This window comes from Dactylosporangium sp. NPDC051485, assembly GCF_040682015.1.
Lineage (GTDB): Bacteria > Actinomycetota > Actinomycetes > Mycobacteriales > Micromonosporaceae > Dactylosporangium.
On record NZ_JBFAZW010000015.1, the window covers coordinates 112,220 to 136,286 of the forward strand.

General features: G+C 72.2%; 23 protein-coding genes and 1 riboswitch. Of the genes, 21 read left to right on the plus strand and 2 right to left on the minus strand.

Annotation, left to right across the window (positions count from 1 at the left end):
* Window positions 1-89: 89 nt before the first annotated feature.
* The gene (locus AB0M46_RS11430) at window positions 90-1,526 is read right to left on the minus strand and encodes an MFS transporter (protein ID WP_363334892.1); all 1,437 of its coding nucleotides are present in this window, start codon (window positions 1,524-1,526) and stop codon (window positions 90-92) included.
* A gap of 241 nt (window positions 1,527-1,767) precedes the next feature.
* Between AB0M46_RS11430 and AB0M46_RS11435 the strand changes: the two genes are divergently transcribed.
* The 17 genes from AB0M46_RS11435 to AB0M46_RS11515 all read left to right on the plus strand — a co-directional run bounded on the left by AB0M46_RS11435 (window position 1,768) and on the right by AB0M46_RS11515 (window position 18,626).
* Window positions 1,768-2,715 (plus strand): cobalt transporter, encoded by a 948-nt coding sequence (locus AB0M46_RS11435; protein ID WP_363334893.1) that lies wholly within the window; start codon window positions 1,768-1,770, stop codon window positions 2,713-2,715.
* Between the two features lie 231 nt (window positions 2,716-2,946).
* The gene (locus AB0M46_RS11440; protein ID WP_363334940.1) at window positions 2,947-3,285 is read left to right on the plus strand and encodes a hypothetical protein; all 339 of its coding nucleotides are present in this window, start codon (window positions 2,947-2,949) and stop codon (window positions 3,283-3,285) included.
* On the plus strand, window positions 3,282-3,767 hold the full coding sequence (locus tag AB0M46_RS11445; protein WP_363334895.1) for a roadblock/LC7 domain-containing protein: 486 nt from the start codon (window positions 3,282-3,284) through the stop codon (window positions 3,765-3,767). The genes AB0M46_RS11440 and AB0M46_RS11445 overlap by 4 nt, the downstream gene beginning before the upstream one ends.
* A gap of 130 nt (window positions 3,768-3,897) precedes the next feature.
* On the plus strand, window positions 3,898-4,578 hold the full coding sequence (locus tag AB0M46_RS11450) for an RraA family protein (protein WP_363334897.1): 681 nt from the start codon (window positions 3,898-3,900) through the stop codon (window positions 4,576-4,578).
* A gap of 135 nt (window positions 4,579-4,713) precedes the next feature.
* Window positions 4,714-6,285 carry an Ig domain-containing protein gene (locus tag AB0M46_RS11455; protein WP_363334899.1) on the plus strand — a complete coding sequence of 524 codons (1,572 nt, stop codon included), beginning with the start codon at window positions 4,714-4,716 and terminating at the stop codon, window positions 6,283-6,285.
* Between the two features lie 116 nt (window positions 6,286-6,401).
* Window positions 6,402-6,845: a hypothetical protein gene (locus AB0M46_RS11460; protein WP_363334901.1), complete on the plus strand. Its 444-nt coding sequence runs from the start codon at window positions 6,402-6,404 to the stop codon at window positions 6,843-6,845.
* Entirely contained in the window at window positions 6,842-7,684 is an 843-nt protein-coding gene (locus AB0M46_RS11465) for an AAA family ATPase (protein WP_363334903.1), read from the plus strand. Before AB0M46_RS11460 ends, AB0M46_RS11465 begins: the two co-directional genes overlap by 4 nt.
* Before the next feature lie 26 nt (window positions 7,685-7,710).
* Window positions 7,711-8,295 (plus strand): hypothetical protein, encoded by a 585-nt coding sequence (locus tag AB0M46_RS11470; protein WP_363334905.1) that lies wholly within the window; start codon window positions 7,711-7,713, stop codon window positions 8,293-8,295.
* Window positions 8,296-8,598: 303 nt separating this feature from the next.
* Window positions 8,599-8,916 carry a metalloregulator ArsR/SmtB family transcription factor gene (locus AB0M46_RS11475; protein WP_363334907.1) on the plus strand — a complete coding sequence of 106 codons (318 nt, stop codon included), beginning with the start codon at window positions 8,599-8,601 and terminating at the stop codon, window positions 8,914-8,916.
* On the plus strand, window positions 8,913-9,071 hold the full coding sequence (locus AB0M46_RS11480) for a hypothetical protein (protein ID WP_363334909.1): 159 nt from the start codon (window positions 8,913-8,915) through the stop codon (window positions 9,069-9,071). The genes AB0M46_RS11475 and AB0M46_RS11480 overlap by 4 nt, the downstream gene beginning before the upstream one ends.
* 3 nt (window positions 9,072-9,074) lie before the next feature.
* The gene (locus tag AB0M46_RS11485) at window positions 9,075-9,395 is read left to right on the plus strand and encodes an SRPBCC domain-containing protein (RefSeq protein WP_363334911.1); all 321 of its coding nucleotides are present in this window, start codon (window positions 9,075-9,077) and stop codon (window positions 9,393-9,395) included.
* 188 nt (window positions 9,396-9,583) lie between these two features.
* Entirely contained in the window at window positions 9,584-12,634 is a 3,051-nt protein-coding gene (locus AB0M46_RS11490) for a carbohydrate-binding protein (RefSeq protein ID WP_363334913.1), read from the plus strand.
* Window positions 12,635-12,913: 279 nt separating this feature from the next.
* Entirely contained in the window at window positions 12,914-14,224 is a 1,311-nt protein-coding gene (locus AB0M46_RS11495) for an L-fuconate dehydratase (protein WP_363334914.1), read from the plus strand.
* A gap of 9 nt (window positions 14,225-14,233) precedes the next feature.
* On the plus strand, window positions 14,234-15,271 hold the full coding sequence (locus AB0M46_RS11500) for a sugar ABC transporter substrate-binding protein (RefSeq protein ID WP_363334916.1): 1,038 nt from the start codon (window positions 14,234-14,236) through the stop codon (window positions 15,269-15,271).
* 74 nt (window positions 15,272-15,345) lie between these two features.
* Window positions 15,346-16,818 carry a sugar ABC transporter ATP-binding protein gene (locus AB0M46_RS11505; RefSeq protein ID WP_363334917.1) on the plus strand — a complete coding sequence of 491 codons (1,473 nt, stop codon included), beginning with the start codon at window positions 15,346-15,348 and terminating at the stop codon, window positions 16,816-16,818.
* Window positions 16,815-17,825 carry an ABC transporter permease gene (locus AB0M46_RS11510; RefSeq protein ID WP_363334919.1) on the plus strand — a complete coding sequence of 337 codons (1,011 nt, stop codon included), beginning with the start codon at window positions 16,815-16,817 and terminating at the stop codon, window positions 17,823-17,825. Before AB0M46_RS11505 ends, AB0M46_RS11510 begins: the two co-directional genes overlap by 4 nt.
* 357 nt (window positions 17,826-18,182) lie before the next feature.
* Window positions 18,183-18,626 (plus strand): hypothetical protein, encoded by a 444-nt coding sequence (locus tag AB0M46_RS11515; protein WP_363334921.1) that lies wholly within the window; start codon window positions 18,183-18,185, stop codon window positions 18,624-18,626.
* Window positions 18,627-18,985: 359 nt separating this feature from the next.
* On the opposite strand, the gene AB0M46_RS11520 is transcribed toward AB0M46_RS11515, so the two are convergent.
* Window positions 18,986-19,315, minus strand: a complete 330-nt coding sequence (locus AB0M46_RS11520; protein WP_363334922.1) for a hypothetical protein — start codon at window positions 19,313-19,315, stop codon at window positions 18,986-18,988.
* A 224-nt stretch (window positions 19,316-19,539) separates the two neighbouring features.
* Window positions 19,540-19,682, plus strand: a riboswitch (cyclic di-AMP (ydaO/yuaA leader).
* 5 nt (window positions 19,683-19,687) lie between these two features.
* Here AB0M46_RS11520 and AB0M46_RS11525 point away from each other — a divergent pair.
* From AB0M46_RS11525 to AB0M46_RS11540, 4 genes are all read left to right on the plus strand, one after another.
* Window positions 19,688-20,683, plus strand: coding sequence for an NlpC/P60 family protein (locus AB0M46_RS11525; protein ID WP_363334924.1), 996 nt, complete (start codon window positions 19,688-19,690; stop codon window positions 20,681-20,683).
* 164 nt (window positions 20,684-20,847) lie between these two features.
* Window positions 20,848-21,153 carry an HPr family phosphocarrier protein gene (locus AB0M46_RS11530; RefSeq protein ID WP_363334926.1) on the plus strand — a complete coding sequence of 102 codons (306 nt, stop codon included), beginning with the start codon at window positions 20,848-20,850 and terminating at the stop codon, window positions 21,151-21,153.
* Window positions 21,146-22,783: a phosphoenolpyruvate--protein phosphotransferase gene (gene ptsP, locus AB0M46_RS11535; protein ID WP_363334928.1), complete on the plus strand. Its 1,638-nt coding sequence runs from the start codon at window positions 21,146-21,148 to the stop codon at window positions 22,781-22,783. Before AB0M46_RS11530 ends, ptsP begins: the two co-directional genes overlap by 8 nt.
* A gap of 82 nt (window positions 22,784-22,865) precedes the next feature.
* Complete coding sequence (locus AB0M46_RS11540) at window positions 22,866-24,056, plus strand: MFS transporter (RefSeq protein WP_363334930.1); 1,191 nt, start codon at window positions 22,866-22,868, stop codon at window positions 24,054-24,056.
* Window positions 24,057-24,067: the final 11 nt, after the last annotated feature.

Sequence of the window (24,067 nt, forward strand, 5' to 3'; positions counted from 1 at the left end):
ACGTCCGAGAAGGTCGGGCCCCGGCAGAGACCGGCCGCCGGCAGGGGGCAACCTGCCGGCGGTGCTCGTCGTGGCGCAGGCCGGTGGGATCAGCGGGCCGCGGCCGGCTCCGGTGCGGGTACGGCCGGGGAGGTCGCCGGGGTCTCGTGGCGACGGCGGGGGATCAGCAGGGCGAACGCCACGCTGAGGGCGCCGGCCGCGGCCAGGGCCACGAAGGCGGCGGTGAACGCGGACTCCGTCGGCAGGCCGTCGGGGCGCAGGTCGCCGGTGACGACGGAGCTGACGATCGCCGTGCCGATGGAGGCGCCGATGGTGCGGATGTTGGCGTTCATGCCGCTCGCCGCGCCGGTCTGGGCCATCGGCACCGAGTGCACGATGAGGCTCGTCATGGCCGCGTAGGCCAGGCCGACGCCGACGCCGAAGACCGCGGCGGCGGTGGCGACCTGCCACGGGTGCTCGTGGGCGAAGGCGAACGCGACGCTGGCCACCGTGATGAGCAGCGAGCCGACGACGACCTGGGCGCGGCTCGGGAACCAGCTCGCGATCGGGCCGCTGAGCATGCCGGTGACCGCCATCGTGGCCAGCATCGGGACCATGAGCAGGCCGGTCTCGCCGACGGAGGCGCCGAAGCCGTAGCCGGTGGAGGAGGGGATCTGCATGAACTGGGGCAGGAAGGCGTAGGCGCCGAACATCCCGGCGCCGAAGAGCAGCGCGACGATGTTGGTGGTCCACACGGCGGGCAGGCGCATCATGCGCATGTCGATGAGGGGGTTGCCGGCGCGCACCTCGACCGTGATCCAGGCCGCCGCCAGTACCACGGCCAGCGCCAGCAACCCGACCGTGAGTGGTGCGCCCCAGCCCCACGTGTTGCCCTTGCTCAGCGGCAGCAGGAGCGCGACGAGCCATCCGGACAGCAGCGCGGCGGCGAGCCAGTTGACCCGCCCGGCCGAGCGTACCGGCGACGGCGGCACGAACCGCCAGGCCAGCAGGCCGGTCACGGTGACCACGGCCAGGGGGATCCAGAACAGCCAGCGCCAGTTCAGCGCCGACACGACCGGGCCGGCGAGCACGATGCCGGCGCCGCCGCCCAGCGCGATGACCGCCGACATCGCCCCGACCGCGGAGACGACCCGGCCGGGCGGGAACTCGTCGCGGATGATGCCGAACGACAGCGGGAACAGTGCCCCGCCGAGGCCTTGCACGACCCGGGCCACGATGAGTACCGCGATGTTGGGCGCGAGCGCCGCCAGCAGGCACCCGGCGGCGATCGCCGCGAGCGCGGCCAGCAGGGTGCGCTCCTTGCCGATCATGTCACCGACGCGCCCCATGAGCGGGGTGGCGACCGACGCGGCGAGCAGCCAGGCGGTCAGCACCCACGTCACCGTGCCGGCCCCGGTGTGCAGGTCGCGCTGGATGACCGGCAGCACCGGGCTGACCAGCGACTGCAGCATGGAGAATGCCGCGGTCGAGGCCGCGAGGACCCCGAACGTCAGGCGGTAGGAGGACCTGGGGGCAACTTGAGGCATGCCTCCACAATACTGGAGGCACCCCTCCGGTCAATCCGGTTCGGGGGTATCAGGGGGGTGACGGGAATCGCACCCCCGCGGCGGCGATTGTTCACGTCACCGTTGTCGGGCGCTCACCGGCGCCCGGGCACACTGTTGCGCGATCGGCACAGCTGCACACGACGGGGGCGCCGGCCTTGGAATCACGCAATCGCCGGGCGGCGCGTCCCGCACGGCCGGGCCGCGGGCGGCGGGCGGCGCCGTGAACGCCGGCTCGCTCTCCGATCGGCTGCAGGACCTGCTGCACGCCCCTGGCGTCCCGGTCCTCGCCTTCGCGCTGGCGTTCCTCGCCGGGGCGTGGCACGCCGTGACGCCGGGGCACGGCAAGAGCCTGGCCGCCGCGTACCTGGCCGGGTCCAAGGGGCGCGTCCGCGACGCGGCCTGGCTCGGTGGCTCGGTGGCCGCGATGCACACGCTGTCGGTGCTCGTGATCGGGGTCGCCTGGACGTTCCTGTCGCTGTCCGACCTGATCCGGATGGAGGAGCTGACGAGCTGGCTGCAGGTGGCGGCCGGGCTGCTCGTCCTCGCCACCGGGCTGTGGATGCTCCGGCGGCACCTGCGGGGCCACGCGCACGGCCACCATCACCACGGCCACTCGCACTCGCACGGGCCGGCCCACGCCCATGCCCACGCCGCGGCCCACACCCACGCGCACAGTGCGGAGGCAGGCCATGACCACGCGCACGGCGCGGAGACAGGACATGGCCACGCGCACGGCGAGGAGGAGGGACGCGATCACGCGCACGGCGCGCAAGAGGGTCACGGCCACGACCACGGGCACCCGCACGGTCATCACCACGGGCATGTGCACGGGGACGGGCGGCGGCCCGGGCTGTTGCTGCTCGGGATGTCGGGAGGGCTGACCCCGTCCCCGTCGGCGTTTCTCGTCTTCGCCACCGGGCTCTTTCTCGGCCGGGCCGGGTTCGCGCTGCTGCTGGTGCTCACGTTCGGCCTCGGCATGGCCGTCGTGCTCTTCGGCGTGGGCGTGATGGCCGTCGCCGGTAGCGCCGTCGTCACCCGCGGTGCCCGCTCGCGCAGGCTCCTGGGCCTGGCCGCCCGCGTGGCGCCGATCGTCGCCGCGTCCGGCATCACCGTCTTCGGCGCGGGCCTGGTCGCCGTCGCCGCCGTCCACCTGGCCGCCGTCGCCTGACCGGCGCGTGCCGCGTTCCGGCAGGTGCGGGTCACCTTGAGCACAGGGAGTGTGCACGCCTGGTCATCGCAACATCGTGCGGTAGGACATGCTGCGATGAGCCGGATGTCTCAAACCTGCGCAGGTGGCTGCCGGTGCAGATCGGGCTGTGGAAGGCTCGGCCCCCTACGATCGGTGCACCCCGCGGAGGCAGGCTTGAGCAGCAATCTCGACGTCGCGTTGAAGAGCGCGATGACCATCGACGGGGCCATCGCGGTCGCGCTCGTCGACTACACCAGCGGCATGACCCTCGGCACCGTCGGCGGCGGGCCGGACTTCGACATCACGGTCGCGGCGGCCGGCAACACCGACGTGGTGCGGGCCAAGCTGCGCACGATCGAGATGCTGGGCCTGCCCGACGCGGTCGAGGACATCCTGATCACGCTCAACAACCAGTACCACATCATCCGCCCGCTGTCGTCGGCCGGCGGCCACGGCCTGTTCCTGTACCTGGCCCTGGCGAAGGCCCGCGCCAACCTGGCGCTGGCCCGCCACCAGCTGCGCGGCATCGAGGAGGGCCTGCAACTGTGACCTTCTTCGACGCCGCGACGCACGCCGGCGGCCTGCCGCGGCGCGAGGGGCGGGCGGAGCAGGACCCGTCGGGGGTGCAGGCCGCGTCGTTCGGCACCAGGATCGACCCGATGGCGGCGGCGCTGGCCGCGGTCCGCGCGGAGCTGGCCGACCTGCGCCTGCGCGTCCCGGGCGTGCGCGGGTCGGCCGTGGGCGGGGTCGACGGCCTCCTCATCACCCACGACCTGCCCGCGACGCTGGAGCCGCACGACCTGGCCGCCCTGGCCGCGACCACGTTCGGCCTGGGCCGCCAGACCGCGCTGGTGCTGAGCCAGAGCCCCTTCCGCGACGCCACCCTGCGCAGCGAGGGCGGCTACTTCACCGTGTACGCGGTCGGCGAGCGCGCCCTGCTCGCGGTCCTCGGCGACGACGGCATCAACGTGGCCCGCCTGCACCTGGAGGCGCGGCCGGCGGTCGCCCGGATGGCCGCCGCGCTGCCGTAGCCCGCCCGTACCCCCGCCCGGTGGCCGGCAGGATCGAGCGTGAACGACGCGCGCCGGCCGGCGTGGCACCGGGCCACCCGATGGCGATTGGACCGTCCCGGCCCGCGGGCCCGCGGGGATGATGGCGGGCGTGACCGAATTTGGGGAGCTCACCACGCCGCTCGTCGCCGACGCCTGCGTGCGGGCCGGGGTGGCGTTGCGGGTGGCGCCGGCCGGGGTCCGGCCCGTCACCGCGGGGATGCGCGTCGCCGGGCGGGTCCGCCCGGTGCGGCACTACGGCAGTGTCGACGTGTTCCTGGAGGCGTACGCCGACGCGGACCCCGGCGACGTGCTCGTCATCGACAACGGCGGGCGCAGCGACGAGGCGTGCATCGGGGACCTCACCGTGCTCGAGGCGGCCGCCGCCGGCGTCGCCGGGCTCGTCGTCTGGGGGCTGCACCGCGACACCCGGGAGCTGGCCGAGATTGGGGTGCCCGTGTTCAGCTACGGCGCGCTGCCGGCCGGGCCGCTGCGCGTCGATCCGCGCGACGAGGAACCCGTGCGCGTCGGCGGGCACGTCGTGACCGGCGAGGACCTGGTCATGGCCGACGACGACGGGGTGCTGTTCCTGCCGGGCGGCCGGGCCGGCGAGGTGCTGGCGGTCGCGCGGGCGATCCACGAGACCGAGCGGGAGCAGGCGCGGCGCATCGCGGCGGGGGAGACGCTGCGCCAGCAGACCCGCTTCGCGGAGTACCTCGCCCGGCGGCGGGAGGATCCGCAGTACACCTTCCGGCAGCACCTGCGGCGCATCGGCGGCGCCATCGAGGAATGAACCGCAGGGCAGGGCAAAGGGTCCGGGTCCGTTGACGGGCACGTTCATCGATGTGAGTTTGGCAATCACATTGACGGGCGGCTACGCGCGTAGCCCACGACAGCCGCGCGTAACCCCAACGAAGGGACCCCCACCATGCGGAAGAGACGGACCCTCCTCGCCGTCGGCGCGGCCATCCTCGCCGTCGCCGGCGGCGCGGTCGCCGGGGCGGCGCCGGCGCAGGCGTTGTCGGTGACCGGGCTCGGGGCCACGATCGCGCTGAACAACTGCTCCGGCTCGCTGATCCGGTGGCCGCAGTCGGTCGACGCCGACCGGGCCATGCTGCTCACCAACGGGCACTGCTACGAGAACGGGTTCATCAACGCCGGGGTGGTGCTGCAGAACCGCGCCAGCACCCGGTCCGGGACGCTGCTGAGCGACAGCGGGGCGTCGCTGGGGACCGTGCGGGCCGACAAGCTCATCTACGGGACCATGACGAACACCGACGTGGCGCTGTACCAGCTCACCGACACGTTCGCGTCGATCAAGTCGAAGTACAACACCACCGCGCTGACCGTGGCCGCCGCCCGTCCGGCCGACGGCGCGGCGATGACGATCCCGTCGAGCTACTGGAAGCAGGTCTGGACCTGCAACATCAACGGGTTCGTCGGCACGCTGAAGGAGGACCAGTGGACCTGGCATGACTCCATCCGGTACGACACCGGCTGCCAGACCACCCACGGCACCTCCGGCTCGCCGATCATCCGCAGCTCGGACCGGCAGATCATCGGCATCAACAACACCGGCAACGACGACGGCCAGAGCTGCACGCTGAACAACCCGTGCGAGGTGGACGCGAACGGCGCCGTGACCGTCCACCAGGGCCAGTCCTACGGCGAGGAGACGTACTGGTTCACCACCTGCCTGGACTCGTCCCGGGCCATCGACCTGACCGTCGCCGGCTGCCTGCTCACCGGGGCCGCCGCGCCGGGCAACACGGTCACCGTGACCAACCCCGGCGCGCAGACGGCGACCGTGGGCACCGCGAAGTCGCTGCAGGTCGCCGCGACCGACTCGGCGTCAGGCCAGACCCTGACCTACGCCGCGACGGGGCTGCCCGCGGGCCTGAGCATCAACGGCAGCACGGGTCTCATCAGCGGTACGCCCACCACCGCCCAGACGACGTCGAGCACCGTGACGGCGACCGACACGACCGGTGCCAGCGGCAGCGCGACCTTCACCTGGACGGTCGGCGGCGGTGGCGGCGGCACCTGCAGCGGCCAGAAGCTGCTCAACCCGGGCTTCGAGTCGGGCGCGACCAGCTGGGGCGGCACCACGGGCGCGATCGGCCAGTGGGCGTCGTCGGGTGAGGCCGCGCACGGCGGCACCTACAGCGCCTGGCTGCTCGGCTACGGCTCCACCCACACCGAGAACATCACCCAGTCGGTCACCATCCCGGCGGGGTGCGCCGCCACGCTGACGTTCTGGGTGCACGTCGACACGGCGGAGACCACGACCACCACGGCCTACGACAAGCTGACCGTGACGGCCGGCTCGACGACGCTGGCCACGCTGTCCAACCTGGACAAGGGCAGCGGGTACGTCCAGCGGTCCTACAGCCTCAACGCCTTCGCCGGGCAGACGGTCGCCCTGAAGTGGAACGGCACCGAGGACGCCTCGCTGCAGACGTCGTTCGTCATCGACGACACCGCGGTCACGCTGAGCTGACCCTTCCGGCGGGCGGGTCGCGAGCCCCGCCCGCCGGAATGCTTCGGTTGGACGGCCATCGACTTGTGCCGTGAACGTCGATCCGGCCGCGCGGCCCCGCCCGGGATGATCGAGGCATGCTCGCCGAGGCGCTCAGCCTGATCTGCCCGCCGATGATCAGCAAGCTGACAGAGGAGCTGGTGAACCGCCGCAGCACGAAGGTCCGTCTCGCCGAGCTCGAGGACGCCGTGCGGCGGATGGTCGACGCCCAGCGCGAGACCGCCATGGAGAACGCCGAGCTGCGCCGCATGATCATGGTGCTCGTGCGGATGCTGGTGGTGGCCAACCCGGAGCTGTTCTGGCGCGACGCCGAGGTCCTCGCGGTGAGCCTGCCGCAGCGGGAACGGGTGCCGATCGCCCTCGGGCAGTACACGACCACGCTGCACCACGCCGTCGAGCGGCGGCGCGAGCGCACGGCCCCGCAGGCGCCGGCGGGGGACATCGACGACGCCCTGGACGAGTTCGGCGACGACTTCGACGGCGCGCTGCTGCGGCTGCGCCGCACCCGGGGGACCGCATGATCTCGCTGCTGCCCCGCTTCGCCGCCGAGGTGCACAAGCACCTGCTGTGCAACCTGCTCAACACCGACCTGCGGCCGGTGACGCTGGGCATCTTCGGCCGGGCCGGCGACGGCAAGTCGGCCCAGCTCGCCGCGAGCCTCGCCGCGCGGGGGGTGGACGCCCGCCGGGTCGTCGCGAGCCGCCTCGAGAGCAGCCACGCCGGGGAGCCCGGGCGGCTGCTGGCGACGATGTACCGCGACGCCAGCGCCGCGATCGCCGGTGGCACGCCGGCGGCGCTCATCGTCGACGACGTTGACACCACGGTGGGGGAGTGGGAGAACCACACCGGCACCGTGAACCACCTGCAGGTGCTGGCCGAGCTGATGCACATCGCGGACCGGCCGATCGACCCGGACCGGGAGTGGCCCAACCGGGTGCCGATCTTCGTCACCGGCAACAACCTGGGCCGGCTCTACCCGCCGCTGCGCCGCCCGGGCCGCATGCACCTGTTCGCCTGGCGGCCGACGCTCGGCGAGGTGTGGGTCATCGCCCACCACGTGCTCGGCGACGTCGCCGCGCCCCCGGCGGTCGACACCCTGGTCCGCGAGCACGGGACGGAGCCGCTGGCGTTCTTCGCCGACGTGCGCCGCGCGGTCGTCGACGCCGGCCTGGACCGCCGGCTGGCGGCCTTCCCCGACGACCTGGCCATCCTGCTCAAGAACCGTGACACGTTCGCGGGGCTGGCCAGGTTCGCGCCGTCGGAGCTGCTGGACGGGCCGTCCCTGCTGCACGTCGCGCAGCGGGTGAAGGACGGCCGCTCCGACGCCGGGCGGGACCACCTCGCCGACTACGCCGACTAAGCACCCCTCCAGGAGGCGACCCACCCATGCACCCGCGGACCTACACCCAGACGCTCACCTACACCCGGGTCGGCGCCATCGCCGACCAGGTGCAGCACCTGCTGCGCATCTCGGGGGCCGGCCGGGAGCAGATCGACCGGATCCTCCAGGGCATGCGGTGCACCCCGCCGGACATCGCCGCCGTCGGCGTCTTCTGCCTGGACCGGGACCGCGAACGGGTGCTGGAGATCGTGCTGGCCGTCGACTGGGAGGCGCACGCCCAGTACGTGCAGACCGACCCGAACCTGGCGAGCAACCGGCCCGGCTGGGACCTCGAGGACGACCTGTTCATCGGCCCGGAGGCGTACCTGGCCGGGGACCGGCTGAGCCGGTTCCTGCGCCGGGCCGACGGCATCGGCGAGCAGGTGCGCACCGCGCACTGGGTGCAGTTCACGCCGCGGGTGCTGGCCGACGCGGAGCTGCACCGGCGGCTGTGCGCGCTGCACGGGCTGGAGGAGGGCACCGACCTGCCGCCGTGGCGGGGCGGGGAGCCGCGCGAGCAGCAGCCGCGGCAGTTCGAGGACCTGCCCGAGTTGAGCCTGACCCAGCGGCACGCGGCGCGCCGCCCGTAGCGGCACGCCGCCGGCCCGTCTCGGGGGCCGGGTGCGCTGCATGGGCGTCTGCCTCGGCCGGCGAAAAGACCGAAATGTCGTGGCCCCGGCCCATATGTCCTGCCTCGGGCATATGGGCCGTCAGGCGAACATACGGAACTTCGTGGCGGTGCCCGGCTTGTTGCGCAAATCGGGCAGCGGCCGTGCCCTCAATCCGCATATACCCCGTCGGGCGAAAAGTCCGAAAAATCCGGACTTCGGCAGAAGTCCGGATTTTTCGTGACCGGCTTGACGTGTGACCAAAAGGTCACTTAACTTACGGTGGTGGACGACGATCGCGTCTTCAAGGCTCTCGCCGATCCGAGCCGGCGGTTCCTGCTCGACCTGCTCTTCGCGCGCGACGGCCGCACGCTCACGGAGCTCGAGTCGGAGCTGGAGATGACCCGCTTCGGCGTGATGAAGCACCTCAAGGTCCTCGAAGCGGCGAACCTCGTCGTGACCCGGCGTCACGGCCGGGAGAAGCTGCACTTCCTCAACGCGGTGCCGATCCGGCAGATCCACGACCGGTGGATCGACAAGTACACGTCCGAGACCGCCGGGGCGCTGCTCACGCTCAAGCACCAGCTGGAGGAGACCGAATGAGCGGCACGCAGGTGTACAAGATCTACATCAAGGCCACCCCGGAGCGCATCTGGGAGGCGATCACCTCGGCGGACTGGAACTCGCAGTACGGCTACCGCGGGCGCACCGAGTACGAGCTGCAGCCGGGCGGCGCGGTCGTCGGGCGGTCCAACTAGGGCATGATCGCGGCCGGGGCGCCCGAGATCGGCACCGACGGCGAGGTGCTCGAGGTCGACCCGCCGCGCCGGCTCGTGCAGACGGTCCGGATGCTCATGGACCCGCGGGCCGCCGCCGAGGGGTTCACCCGGCTGACGTACGAGATCACGGAGGGCAAGGACGGGGTCTGCGCCCTCACCGTCACGCACGAGCTGGGCGAGGCGCCCACCCTGGCGGCGCTGTTCTCCGGGCAGTTCGAGGACACGGGGGCCGGCGGCGGCTGGGCCTGGGTGCTCAGCGACCTCAAGTCCTTGCTGGAGACGGGTTCCGCGTTCGCCGGCTGAATCATCCAACCTTTCGCGAGCCTGAAATCGGGACAAACCGCGCCGGCCCCAGCAACCTGTAGCCATTGACGAACGCAATGGTCCCATGTTGACTGCATGTCACCAAGGCGGACGACCGTCCGTGGCCCCGCGATCGGCGGGTGTGGGCCGCGGGCGGTCGCCGCACGACACGCAGAAGGAGTCCGACCGTGGGCAAGCCCCGCCGACTCACCCTGCTGGCGGCCGCCACCGCCATGCTGGGCACGCTCGTCGCCGTCGCGCACGGCGGCAGCGCCACCGCCGCAACCACCGACCATGCGTTCAACCAGGGCACCGGCGTGCTCGACGTGGACTACGCCGGCTACCTGGCCAAGCACGACGTCGTCTACAACAGCCCGCAGACCAACCCGATCTACGGCCTCACCGTCGGCAACGGCAAGACCGGCGCGATGGTCTGGAACGCGGGCGGGATCACCGGGCAGGTGTCCGGCGCGGACCTGTCCGAGCAGTCCGCCTACGCCGCCGGGACGTTCAACCTCAACACCAGCCCGGCGCTGGACAGCGGGTCCACCACGTACCAGCAGCGGCTGTCGCTGTACGACGGCACCCTCACCACCAAGTACGACAACAACCGCACCGTGACCATCATGGGCGTGCCCGGCTCCGAGGTCATGGGCATCCACGTCGACGACTCGCGCACCGGCCTGGGCAGCACGACGTTCGACCTGAACATGTGGGACCCGGCCACCGTCACCAACAGCGCCGACGTGCCCAACCTCGACACCTGGCGGCAGGTGAGCACGTTCAGCGACGCCTCGGTGGCCGGCTTCAGCCGCGGCCAGGCCGACCCGAACGGCTTCGGGTACACCTTCGCCGCCACCGTCGAGGGGGCCGGCTACAGCACCTCGGTGGTCAACGGCACCCGGGTGCGGCTCACCATCACCCCGACGGCGAGCTACACCATCTGGTTCACCGCCGCGAGCCGCATCAACGCGGCCAACCGGGACTCCGTCACCCAGGCCCGCAACCAGCTCAGCGCGGCCAAGGGCGCCGGCTACCAGACGAACCTCAACAACTACCGCAACGCCTGGCACGCGTTCTGGGCGAAGTCGTTCGTGCAGTACGGCGGCGCGGCCGGCACCGGGGACTACCTGGAGAACGTGTACTACCTGGCCACGTACATGATCGCGGCGGGCGGGCAGGGCAACTACCCGTTCCACTTCATCAACGGCGTGTTCCGCGCGACGCAGGACAACACGAAGTGGAGCAACGGCTACTGGTACTGGAACCAGCGCGACGTCTACAACTCGCTGCTGGCCTCCAACCACGCCGACCTGTTCGCCACCGAGAACACGCTCTACAGCCGCAACTTCAACGCCCTGAAGGCGTACACCCAGACGCGCTACGGCATCGACGGGCTGTGGACCCCGGAGACCATGGGGTGGGACGGCAACGCCCGGGGCACGATCAACAGCGACTACGTCAACGACATCTACACGACCGGCACCGAGGCCGCCTACAACATGTACCTGCAGTACCGGTACACCAACGACGCCGCCTACCTGCAGTCCACCGCCTACCCGTACATGCGCGAGGTGGTGAAGTTCTACCAGTCCAAGCTCTCGCGTGACGCGGGCACCGGGCGGTACTACATGGCCTCCTCGAACGCGCACGAGACCTACTGGGACGTCAAGAACGCGATCACCGACCTCGCCGCGGTCCGGCTGATCTTCCCGCTGACCATCGCGGTGAGCAACCAGCTCGGCCTGGACGCGAACCTGCGGGCCGGGTGGCAGCAGGTGCTCGACAACATCGAGCCGTACAAGGTCAGCAACGGGGCCTGGCTGCCGCACGACCCGCCGGCCCCGGCCCAGCAGCGCAACGGCGAGAACGTCACCAGCGAGCTGATCTGGCCCTACGACCTGACCGGCATCGGCGCGCCCGACTACACCACCGCGCTGAACAGCTGGAACACCCGCCCGAACCCCTACAGCAACGTCTGGGCCAACGACGCCATCCAGGCGGCCCGGCTGGGCCTGGGCGACCAGGCGCTGTCCGGCATGAAACTGATGCTGCAGCGGTACCAGAACTACCCCAACGGCATGACGAACAACACCAACGGCGTGTTCGAGTACCTCGGCGTGCACCTGGCCGCCACGAACGAGTCGCTCATGCAGTCCTACAACGACAAGATCCGGGTGTTCCCGGCCGCGCCGAACGACAGCAACTTCACCGGCAAGTTCACGCTGCTGGCCAAGGACGGCTTCCTGGTCAGCTCCGAGCGGGAGGGCAACGAGACGAAGTACGTGGGCCTCAAGAGCCTCTACGGCAAGCAGGCCCGCGTGGTGAACCCGTGGGGGACGCAGGAGATCCGGGTGCGCCGGGCCTCCGACAACGCGGTCCTGGCCACCACCACGGCCGCCGAGGTCACCTTCGCCACCGCCGCCAGCACGGTGTACGTCGTGGAGCGCACCGCCAAGCCGCTGAGCTCCTACACCCACACGACGCTGACCGGCACGGCCAACAACGGCGTCAAGACGCTCTCCGGCACCGCCTCCTCGCTGGGCACCGGCGCCGGCGGCGGCAACCCGGGCAATGGTCCTACCTTCTACCCCGACATCAACTACGGCGGCACCGGCGTGACCCTCGGCGCCGGCAACTACGACCTGGCGCAGCTGCAGGCGGCGGGCATCGCCAACGACAACATCTCCTCGATCCGGGTGCCGGCCGGCTACACGGTCACCGGGTACGCCGACAGCGGCTTCTCCGGCACGTCCTGGACGTTCACCGCCGACACCCCGAGCCTGCTCACCACCGGCGGCAACGACCAGATCTCCTCGCTGCGGGTGGCCACGACCGGCGGTGGCGGCGGCTCGGCGCTGCGGGCCCAGATCAACGGCCGCTACGTCACGGCCCCGGGCGGCGGCACGGGCGCGCTGATCGCCTCGTCGACGGCCGTGGGCACCGCGGAGAAGTTCGACGTGGTGGACCTCGGGTCGGGCAACGTGGCGCTCAAGGCTCGGGCCAACGGGCAGTACGTCTGCGCGGAGAACGCGGGCGCCAACCCGCTCATCGCGAACCGGGCCTCGGCCGGGTCGTGGGAGACGTTCCGGCTCATCCGCAACGCCGACGGCAGCGTGAGCCTGCAGGCCACGGTGAACAACAAGTACGTGACCGCGGAGAACGCGGGGGCCAACCCGCTCATCGCCAACCGTGACGCCATCGGGGCCTGGGAGAAGTTCGACCTCCTGGCCCAGTAGCGCCACACGTGAAAAAGTGCCGCCCGCGGGGCCCCGCGGGCGGCACCTCGTCCCGGCTGCCGCGTCGGCGTCACGACAACAGGGCGTCGCCGACGATCCGCGGCGGTGGCTCCGCCGCCGAACCATAGGCAACCCTCGAATAGAGAGTGAACATCCGAGGTCTCCGTCCGTCAAGTCGCGGGCGGACTTCTGTTTCTGCCCTCAAAAGCCTTGCCTTCGCCCGCCCGCGCCTGCTAAACATCGGATGTATTCGCGAGCATCAACGATAAGGCGGGGCCGATGACCAACCGGTTCGTGGCGCTGGACACCTATGACGTGCGGTTCCCCACGTCCCGGCAGCTCGACGGCTCCGACGCGATGAACCCGGACCCGGACTACTCGGCCGCGTATGTCGTGCTGCGCACGGACGCTGTCGACGGCCACGAGGGGCACGGGTTCGCCTTCACGATCGGGCGCGGCAACGAGGTACAGACGGCGGCGATCCTGGCCCTTCGCCCGTATCTCGTCGGGCGCCCGGTGAAGGAGATCCTCGACGACCTCGGGGGCCTGTGGCGGGAACTGGTGCACGACTCGCAGCTGCGCTGGCTCGGACCGGAGAAGGGCGTCATGCACATGGCGATCTCCGCCGTGGTCAACGCGCTGTGGGACCTCAAGGCGAAGCGGGCCGGGCTGCCGCTGTGGCAGCTGCTGTCCTCGATGCCGCCGGAGGAGCTCGTCGACCTCGTCGACTTCCGGTACCTCACCGACGCCCTCACCCGCGCCGAGGCCCTGGAGATCCTGCGGGCGGGCGCGCAGGGGCGCGACGAGCGCATCGCCACCCTGCTCGCCGACGGCTACCCGGCCTACGCCACCTCGCCCGGCTGGCTCGGCTACGACGACGACAAGCTCACGCGGCTGTGCCGCGAGGCCATCGACGCCGGGTTCACGCAGATCAAGCTCAAGGTCGGCGCCGACCTCGACGACGACCTGCGCCGGATGCGCATCGCCCGGCAGGTGTGCGGGCCGCACGTGCGCATCGCCGTCGACGCCAACCAGCGCTGGGACGTCGGCGCCGCCGTCGAGTGGGTGCGGGCCCTCGCCCCGTACGACCCGTGGTGGGTCGAGGAGCCCACATCGCCCGACGACGTGGTCGGGCATGCCGAGATCGCCCGGCGCATCGCGCCCGTGCCGGTGGCCACCGGCGAGCACGTGCAGAACCGGGTGGTGTTCAAGCAGCTGCTGCAGCTGCACGCGGTCTCGTTCGTCCAGCTCGACGCCGCCCGGGTCGCCGGGGTGAACGAGAACGTGGCGATCCTGCTCCTGGCGGCCAAGTTCGGCGTGCCGGTCTGCCCGCACGCCGGCGGGGTCGGCCTGTGCGAGCTGGTGCAACACCTGTCGATGTTCGACTACGTCGCGGTCTCGCGCAGCATGCACGACCGCGTGATCGAGTACGTGGACCACCTGCACGAACACTTCATCGACCCGGTCCGGCTGCGCGGGGGCCGCTACCTCGCGCCGACCGAGCCCGGGTTCAGCTCCACCATGCGGGCCGAGAGCCTGGCCCGCTATGCGTTTCCCGACGGACCCATCTGGAACTCCGACACCCCCTGAGGATTCGCCATGAGATTGCTCGGTTTTGCCGGCGCCGCGCTGGTGCTGACGCTCGCCGCGTGCGGGAGCACGAACGACTCGCCGGGGGCCACCGCCTCCGGCGCAGGCGGCGCGCCGATCGCCGTCGACCTGCCCCGGGCCGACTCCGACTTCTGGAACTCCTACGCCAAGTACATCCCGCAGTACGCCAAGGACAGCGGCATCAACCTGATGACGCCGACCAACTCGCAGAACGACATCGCCAAGCTGGTCGCCAACACCCAGGCATTGACGAGCCAGGGCGCGAAGGCGATCGTGATGGCACCGCAGGACACCGGAGCGATCGCCACCACGCTCACCACCCTGGAGCAGAAGAAGATTCCCGTGGTCACCGTCGACACGCGACCCGACAAGGGCAAGGTGTTCATGGTGGTGCGCGCCGACAACCGGGCCTACGGGCAGAAGGCGTGCGAGTTCCTCGGCGAGAAGCTCGGCGGCAAGGGCAAGGTCGTGGAGTTCCAGGGCTCGCTGTCCAGCGTCAACGGCCGCGACCGGTCCGAGGCCTTCGCCGAGTGCATGCAGAAGAAGTACCCCGGGATCACCGTCTTCGCCGAGCCGACCGAATGGGAAGGTGCCAAGGCCTCCGCGGCACTGCAGACGCGCCTGGCCCAGCACCCGGACATCAACGGCATCTACATGCAGGCCGGCGGCGTGTTCCTGGCCCCGACGCTGCAGCTGTTGCGCTCGAAGAACCTCATCGTGCCGCCGAGCGACCCCAAGCACGTCTTCATCGTCTCCAACGACGGCATCCCGCAGGAGTTCGACGCGATCCGCAAGGGCGAGATCGACGCGACGGTGTCCCAGCCGGCCGACCTCTACGCGAAGTACGCCCTCTTCTACGCCAAGTCGGCGGTGGACGGCAAGACGTTCCAGCCCGGCAAGACCGACCACGACAGCACGATCGTGCAGGTCCGCGACGGGGTGCTCGAGGACCAGCTGCCCGCGCCGCTGGTCACCAAGGCCAACGTCGATGACACGGCGCTGTGGGGAAACCAGATCGGCAAATGATGACTGCTGCTGAACCGGCCGACGCTGCCGGGTCTGGCTCGGCAAGGCTCCGCGGAGCCGGCCCAGACCCGGCGGTGGAGGCGCTCGACGTCACGAAGCGCTTCGGCGCCACCACCGCGCTGTCCGGCGTGACCCTGCGCATCGCGCCCGGCGAGACCCACGCGCTCGTCGGGCGCAACGGCGCCGGCAAGTCCACGCTCGTGTCCCTGCTGACCGGGCTGCAGCGCCCCGACGGCGGCGAGGTGCGCTTCGGCGGCCTCGCCGCGCCGCCGGTCGCCGACCGGGTCGCCTGGCGGCGGCGGGTCGCCTGCGTCTTCCAGCGCTCCACGATCATCCCGACGCTGAGCGTGGCCGAGAACCTCTACCTGAACCGGCAGGCCGGCCGCGGCCCGATCCGCTGGGGCGCGCTGCGGCGCAGGGCGGGGGAGCTGCTCGACGAGTACGGGGTCGGCGTCGACCCCGGCGCCCTCGCGGGCGAGCTCGGCGTCGAGCAGCAGCAGCTCGTCGAGATCGCCCGGGCGCTGTCGCAGGGCGCCCGGTTCATCATCCTCGACGAGCCGACCGCCCGCCTCGACGGCCCCGCCATCGAGCGGCTCTTCGCCCGCATGCGGGCCCTGTCCGCGGCCGGGGTCACCATGCTGTTCATCTCCCACCACCTGCAGGAGGTCCACGCGGTGTGCGACACCGTCACCGTCCTGCGCGACGCCCGCCACGTGCTCACCCTGCCGGTCGCCGGGATCGGCCACGACGAGCTCGTCGCGGCCATGACCGGGGAGGCGGCCGGGCTCACCGCCGCCGCGCCCCGGCCCCCGGTGGACGCCGCCGCGCCGGCCGCGCTGCGGCTGGCCGGCCTCGGCCTCGACGGTGCCTACGAACCGCTCGACCTCGAGGTGCGCGCCGGGGAGATCGTCGGCGTCACCGGCTCCGGCAGCAGCGGCAAGGTGTCCCTGGCCGAGACCGTCGGCGGGCTGCGCCGGGCGAGCACCGGCGCGATCCACGCCGGCGGCGACCCCGTCGGGCCGGGCGTCCCCGCGGCGCTCGAGGCCGGCATCGGGCTCGTCCCGCAGGACCGGCACCGGGAGGGACTGGTGCCGCTGCTGTCGGTGGCCGAGAACGCCACCATGCCGATCGCCGACCGGCTCGGCCCCGCCGGCGTGATCGTGCCGTCGCGGCGGCGGGCCGTGGCCGAGGAGTTCATCCGCCAGTACGACATCCGCGCCGAGGGCCCCGATGCGCCCGTCGCCAGCCTCTCCGGCGGCAACGCCCAGAAGGTCGTCCTCGCCCGCGCGCTGTCCACCCGGCCGCGGGTCCTCGTGCTCATCAACCCGACCGCGGGCGTCGACGTGCGCTCCAAGGAGTCGCTGCTCGGGGCGGTCCGCGCCGCCGCCGACGCCGGCACCGGGGTGCTCATGGTCTCCGACGAGCTCGACGACCTGCGCCACTGCGACCGGGTCCTCGTCATGTTCCACGGGCGGGTCACCGCCGAGCTGCAGGCAGGTTGGAGCGACACCGACGTGGTCGCCGCCGTCGAAGGAGTCTCCGCATGACCACCACGCTTCCCGCTCAGGAGACGCCCGTGCGGCGGCGCGCCGTGCCGCGGCTGGCCCGGATGCGCGACCTGGCGCTCGTCCCGGCGATCGTCGCGCTGCTCGTCGTCGGCGCGCTCATCGACCCGGTCTTCCTGACCCGGGCCAACCTCGTCAACGTGCTGCAGCAGCAGACCGAGCTGTCGCTGCTCGTGCTCGCCGAGACGCTCATCCTCATCGGCGGGCGCTTCGACCTGTCGCTGGAGTCGACCGTCGGGCTCGCCCCCGCCCTCGGGGTCGCGCTGGTCATCCCGGCCGCCAGCCACGGCCTCGGCACCGAATGGGCCACCGCCCTGGCCGTCCCGCTGTGCCTGCTCGCCGGCGTGCTCGTCGGCGCGCTGAACGGGGTGCTCATCCTGCGCTTCGGGCTGTCCGCGTTCATCGTCACGCTCGGGATGCTCATCACGCTGCGGGGCGTGCAGATCGGCATCACCGGCGGGCAGAGCCTCTTCGACCCGCCGCCGTCGGTGATGTACCTCGGCAACACCGCCTGGCTGGGCCTGCCCCTGTCGATCTGGGTGTGCGCGGTGGTCTTCGCCGCCGGCATCGCCGTGCTCGGCTGGTTCCGCCACGGCCGGGCCGTCTACGCCATCGGCGGCAACGCCGACGCGGCCCGGGCCGCCGGCATCCGCACCGACCGGGTCATGTACGCCGTCTTCATGATCGCCGGCCTGCTCGCCGCGCTGGCCGGCCTGCTCATGACCGGCCGCCTCGGCTCCATCGCCGCCGCACAGGGCGACGGCATGATCTTCAAGGTGTTCGCCGCCGCGGTCATCGGCGGCGTGAGCATGAACGGGGGCAAGGGCACCCTCTTCGGCGCCCTGTGCGGCGTGCTCGTGCTCGGCCTGGTCGAGAACGTGCTCACCCTCGCCGGCGTCTCGGCGCAGTGGATCCAGGCGGTGTACGGCCTGGTCATCCTCGTCGCCCTGGTCCTCGCCCGCCTCACCACGGGACGCGCCCAGGACTGAGGTCTGTGTCGAAGTCCGGGGTGTGCGTCTCGTCGTCCGGCCACGTGCCGGTGAGCGCTTGACGCACGCCGGCACGTGCTCAGCGATGCTCGCAGCTGTCTCGACGAGGCACGCCACGACGTCGCCCTCGGATGGGAGGCCCGGCAGTCAGCCGGGCCTTCCATCCGGAATCGACGCGGCCGCGGTGGCATCGACATCGATGAGGGCCTGCATGGTGACGCCGAAGTAGCGGGTGTCGTTGACATAGGTCGCGGCAGTTCATGATCCATAATGGCTGGCGTGCGGAGTGCCCCCATCGGCGCAACACCCGGTCAGGCTGTTCGCCGACGTCTGCGCTCGCTGGCTGCGCTGGAACTCATGAACATCCCACTGCAAGGCGGGGTATGGTTCGGCCTGGTCGGGCTACCGGCTACGGCAACCAACCTGGTCGGCTTCGCGTTGTTTGCGCTCTTGCTTGTCGAGGGCGCCGCGTACTGGGTAGCCAAACTGCATCAGATGAGCGTTCGCCGGCGCCACATTCCGGCTTTGGCGGCATTTCGCGCGGCCCGCATCGTCAACCCGCTGTTCCTGGCCGCTGGCCTCGTGGCCACTGGATCCGTCGCGGCGACGGATCCAGGGCGCACCTCCTGGCCAGGACTGGCCTTTGCACTGTTCGCGGTCCTGGAGTATGTCAACTACTTTCACGTCCAGCTCATGCATGACACGCTCGTGGACCTGCGCCGACTACGGTCGGTCGGCCTGCGTGCCTCCCACCTCGCGCGCGACATCGCGCGGGCCGCGTCCGATACATCTGTGCGATGACGACCTGACGTCACGAAGGGCCGGCGAGGCCTTGCATGCCCCTGGAACCGTCCAATCGGGTGTACCTGATCGGGCCCGCAGGCCGCAGGCAGCCAGCGCACTGACATCAAGCGGAAGCGTGCACCCGTCGTGGGTCTGCGACCTCGACGCGACTCAGCGTGACTGCCCTTCCTGTGCCGGGTTGTGTCTGGCAGACGAAGTCATGGAGGTCGGCCGGCCAACCGCACCGAAATAGCGCTGGCCTCAGCCGTACATCGACACTTCCCAACGCCATCGCGCTCAGCCGGAAACCGCGACGACACATACTGCGGACGGTGGCGTTGGTGGCACAGAAGGTGATGTGCGGGCAAAGGCCGGCCTCAGCGGTGGCCGGTGCCGTTGCAGCTCGTGCAGCGCACGTAGCCGGTGCCGCCGCAGAAGTGGTGATGCTGGGGGCGGCCGTCGGCGCCGTAGACGTAGCCGCCGTTGCAGGTGTCCGACTGCTTGCCGCTGCCGCCGCAGCTGCCGCAGAGCGGGGCCGGCTGCGGCGGCTGCCACGTCTTCGCCGGCGGTGGCTCGCCACCACCGCCGGAGTCGTGCCTGGCGCCGCCGCGCTTGCCGGCCGCGACGGCGATGACGATCGCCACGATCAGGGGGCACAGGCACAGCAGGCCGCAGCCGAAGAGCTGGCCGAGCGAGTAGGCGTCCATTGGGGTCCTCCGGCCCGGGGCACCACACGAAGGGCGAGACGATGATCCCGGCGCGGGGTCCGCCCGGCCATCGACCGTGCGGGCGATGAGGGGTGTCCTCCGATCAGTGCAGGTTCTCGTTAAGTCCCGCTTAGATCATCGCTGGGCGGTTTCGTGGTCGCGGGCTTGCCGTTACGTTGGGTCTCGGCCTGGCCGGCCGTCGTCGCCCAAACCCCGGGTGGCCCGGGCAGGCTCCGCCGAGTCGCGTGCGCGCGAGCCGGGGACCCACCAGATCCCCATCGGGGTGAATCCGCGGACCCGCGGTAGGGCGCGCCTTCTTCTCGCCCGAACCCGCCAGCTCACCCGGTAGGCGGCGGGAAGAAGGAACCTGCTGTGTTCAACGGACGGACGGTGTTGCGCGCCGCGGTGGCCGCGGTGGCGGTGGCGGCGATGGTCGCGCCCGCCTGCGCGGCCCACGCGGACCCGTCACCGGAAGAGATCCAGGCCCAGATCGACAAGGGCAACAAGGAAGTCGAGCTCGTCGTCGAGCAGTACAACAAGGTCAACGGCGATCTCGAGGCGACCCAGGCGGCGATCGCGAAGCTGCAGGCCGACCTGGGGCCGCTGCAGACCAGCATGGACGCGGCCCGCGAGAACGCCGGCCAGGTCGCCGTCAGCGCCTACAAGACCGGTGGCAACCTCGCCACCTGGTCGCTCATGCTCGGGGCGGCCTCGTCGGAGAGCTTCACCGACCGGGTCGGCACCCTCGAGCAGATCTCCCGCAGCCAGCAGCGTGACCTCGACGCCTTCAGCGCGGCCAAGGGCGCGGTCGATGCGGAGCAGCGGCGGCTGGGCGACCAGGTCGCCGCGCAGAGCCGGCAGAAGACCGAGCTGGAGACCCGGCGCAAGCAGATCGAGGGCGACATCGCCCGGCTCGACGAGATGCAGCGCAAGGCCGAGCAGGCCGCCGCCGCGGCGGCCGCGAAGGCCAAGACGACGACGCCGGCCAAGCCCGCGCCGAACCCGGGGCCGCCGCCGGCGGTCTCCGGCGCGGCCGGCAAGGCGGTCTCCTACGCGTGGGCGCAGCTGGGCAAGAAGTACGTCTGGGGCACCGCCGGGCCGAACACCTTCGACTGTTCCGGGCTGACCATGATGGCCTGGAACGCGGCCGGGGTGTCGCTGCCGCACAACGCCGCCGAGCAGTACTCCAGGGTCAAGCACATCTCCCGCAGCCAGCTCGTCCCGGGCGACCTGGTGTTCTACAACGGGCTCGGGCACGTCGGCATCTACATCGGCAACAACCAGATCATCCACGCGCCGAACAGCCGCACCGTGGTGAAGGTGGCCCCGATCGACATCGACACGCTCTACGGCTACGGCCGCCCGTAACGCCCGCACCGCCACACCGCACGGCCCGCCGCACCCGCGGCGGGCCGTGTTTGGTGTTCAGCCGGACGCGTTCGGCATCGTCGCCCGCGGCGCGGCGATCAAGGTCACCGTCGAGCCCAGCCATCGTTGAGCCTTGGTCACCGTCGAGCTTCAGGAGGTCTGTCGTGCCCACCCGGACCGTGATCGTCGGGTCGGCGAGCGCCTGCACGCCCGCCCCGCCGCCCTGCTTCGCCGCCGCGGCGAAGCAGCCCGTGGCCGTGACGATCAGCACGGACAACGGCAGGAAGCCCGTCCCGGCCCGTAGCATGCTTGGGGTGCTGTCCCTCGGCGCCAAGCAGGGCACGGCGGTGACCCTGGAGGCCTCCGGCGAGGGGGCGCAGGCCGCCCTCGACGAACTGGCCGCGCTCCTCGCCCGCGACCTGGCTGCGCTTTCCCCGGATGCGCCGTCCCTGGATGCGTCCGATGCGTGAGCTCGCCGGTCTCGGGGTGAGCCCCGGGCGGGCCGCGGGCCCGGTGCTGCACCTGGCGCCGCCGCCGTCGCTGCCGTCGCCCGCCGCGGTGGTCTCGGCCGCCGAGGAGCGGGATGCGGTACGGCGGGCCGTCGCCCTCGTCGCCGACGACCTCACCCGCCGGGCCGACGCGGCCGCCGACCCGACGGCGGCGGAGGTGCTGCGGGCGCAGGTGCTCATGGCGACCGACGAGATGCTCACCGACGCGGCCTTCGCGGCGATCGAGGCCGGCGCCCCGGCCCCGCACGCCATCGCCGCGGTCCTCGCCGAGCACCGGGCGGCGTTCGAGGCGGCCGGGGGATACCTCGCCGAGCGGGTCACCGACCTCGACGACCTGCGCGACCGGCTCGTCGCGGCCTGCCTGGGCCTGTCCATGCCGGGCGTGCCCTCGCCCGGCCACCCGTTCATCCTGGCCGCCCGCGACCTGGCCCCGGCCGACACGGCGGGGCTGGACCCCTCGGTGGTCCTCGGCCTGGTGACCGCCGAGGGCGGCCCGACGAGCCACACCGCGATCCTGGCGCGGACCTTGGGCATCCCGGCGGTCGTGCGGTGTCCCGAAATCTCGGACATCTCCGATATGTCGATGGTGTCGCTCGACGGCGCGACCGGCGTGCTCGCCGTCGGGGTCACGCAGGCGCAGGCGACCGCGATCAACGCCGGGGCCGCGCGGCTTCGCCAACGTGGGGCCGACTCCACGGGCCCGGGCCGGACCGCCGACGGTCACCCCGTCGCGCTGCTGGCCAACATCGGCTCCGCCCGCGACCTCACCGGCGACGTCGAGGGCGTCGGGCTGTTCCGCACCGAGCTGCTGTACCTCGACCACGCCGACCCGCCTAGCGAGCAGGAGCAGGTCGCCGCGTACACCGCGGTGTTCTCGGCCCTGCCCGGCCGCAAGGTCGTGGTGCGCACCCTCGACGCCGGCGCCGACAAGCCCCTGCCGTTCCTGCGCCAGGCCGCCGAGCCCAACCCCGCCCTGGGCCTGCGCGGCCTGCGGGTCGCCCGCCGCGACCCCGGCGTGCTGGCCACCCAGCTCTCCGCGATCGCCACCGCCGCGGCCGCGTGCGAGGCCGACGTGTGGGTGATGGCCCCGATGGTCGCCACCGCCGCCGAGGCCGCCGAGTTCACGGCCGTCTGCCGCGCCCACGGGCTCCCGACCGCCGGCGTGATGATCGAGGTGCCGGCCGCCGCCCTGCGCGCGGGCGCGATCCTGCGCGATGCCGACTTCCTCAGTCTCGGGACGAACGACCTCAGCCAGTACACCTTCGCGGCCGACCGCATGTGCGGCGACCTCGCCGACCTGCTCGACCCGTGGCAGCCCGCGCTCATCGCGCTCATCGCCGCCTGCGCCGCCGCCGGGCTCGAGGCCGGCAAGCCGGTCGGGGTGTGCGGGGAGTCGGCCGCCGACCCCGGCTTCGCGCTGGTCCTCGCCGGCCTGGGCATCTCCAGCCTGTCCATGGCGCCGCGCAGCATCCCCGCCGTGCGCGAGGCCCTGGCCGCCCACACCCTCGAGGAGTGCCGCCGGATCGCCAAGGCCGCCCTTGCCGCCGATACGCCCGAGGCCGCGCGCCGCGCGCTGCAAAAAACCATTTGACGGTACCGATAATCTGATCCTCCGTGCCTCCGTGAGGCCCGAGGGGGGACCCAGTGTCCTCCCAGCCTTACGGAGCGTCCCCATGCGCCGGGCCCCTGCCCTGTCGTTCCTCCTCGTCACCGTCTTCGTCGATATGCTCGGCCTGGGCCTGATCGTGCCGATCACCCCGGCACTGCTGACCGCCCTGACCGGCACCCCAGCCGACGGCGCCCGCTGGGCCGGCTGGATCCAGTCCAGCTACGGGCTGTTGCAGTTCCTCGCCGCCCCGCTGCTCGGCCGGGCCGCCGACCGGTACGGCCGCCGCCCCGTGCTCCTGCTCTCGCTGTCCTGCCTGGGCGTGGACTACCTCGCCCACGCCGCCGCCCCGGCCGCCGGCTGGCTGCTGGCCTTCCACGCCCTGGCCGGCGCCTGCGCGGGCACGACCACGGTCGTCGACGCCTACGTCGCCGACGTGACCGCCCCGTCCGCCCGGGCCCGCGCCTACGGCCTGCTCGGCGCCGCCTTCGCCCTGGGCTTCACCGCCGGCCCGGTCCTGGGCGGCCTCCTCGGCGCGCTCGACGTGCGCCTGCCCTTCTACGCAGCGGCCGCCCTCGCCCTGGCCAACGTCGCCTACGGCCTGTTCGTGCTGCCGGAGTCCCGCCCCGGCGACCGCACCACGGTCCTGTCCGCGCGCCCGGCGTTCGCCGTGCTCGACGTGCTGCGCCGCCCGGTCCTGGGCCGCCTGGCCCTGGCCCGCGGCTGCGCCGACGTCGCCCGCATCACCGGCCAGGTCCTGTGGACGTTCCTCGTCGTGCACCGCTTCGCCTGGTCCACCGCCCACCTCGGGCTCGTCATGGCCGCCGCCGCCCTGGCCGGCGCGCTCTTCCAGGCCCTTGCCACCGGCCCGGTGGTACGCCGCCTGGGCGACCGGCGCGCCGCGATCCTCGGCGGGGCGGTGGGCGTCCTGACCCTGGCCGGCACCGCCCTCGCCGCGGCCTCCTGGGAGATCTACGCCCTGCAGGCCGTGGGGCTGCTCGGCTCGGTCGGCGGCGCCGCGGCCCGGTCGTGGCTGTCCCAGGCCACCGGCGACGACGAGCAGGGCACGGTGCAGGGCGCGGTGACGGCGATCGGCGCGCTGGCCGACACGGCGGTCCCGGCCGCGGCGGCCGCGCTGTTCGCCTGGTCCCTCGCCGGGCCGCTGCCGGGCCTGCCGTTCCTGGTGGCGGCCGCCTTCGCCGCCGCCTCGGCGCTGCTGCTGGCCGCGACCCCGGCGCCGGACCCCGTCCGGCGGTAGGCCGCCGGGCG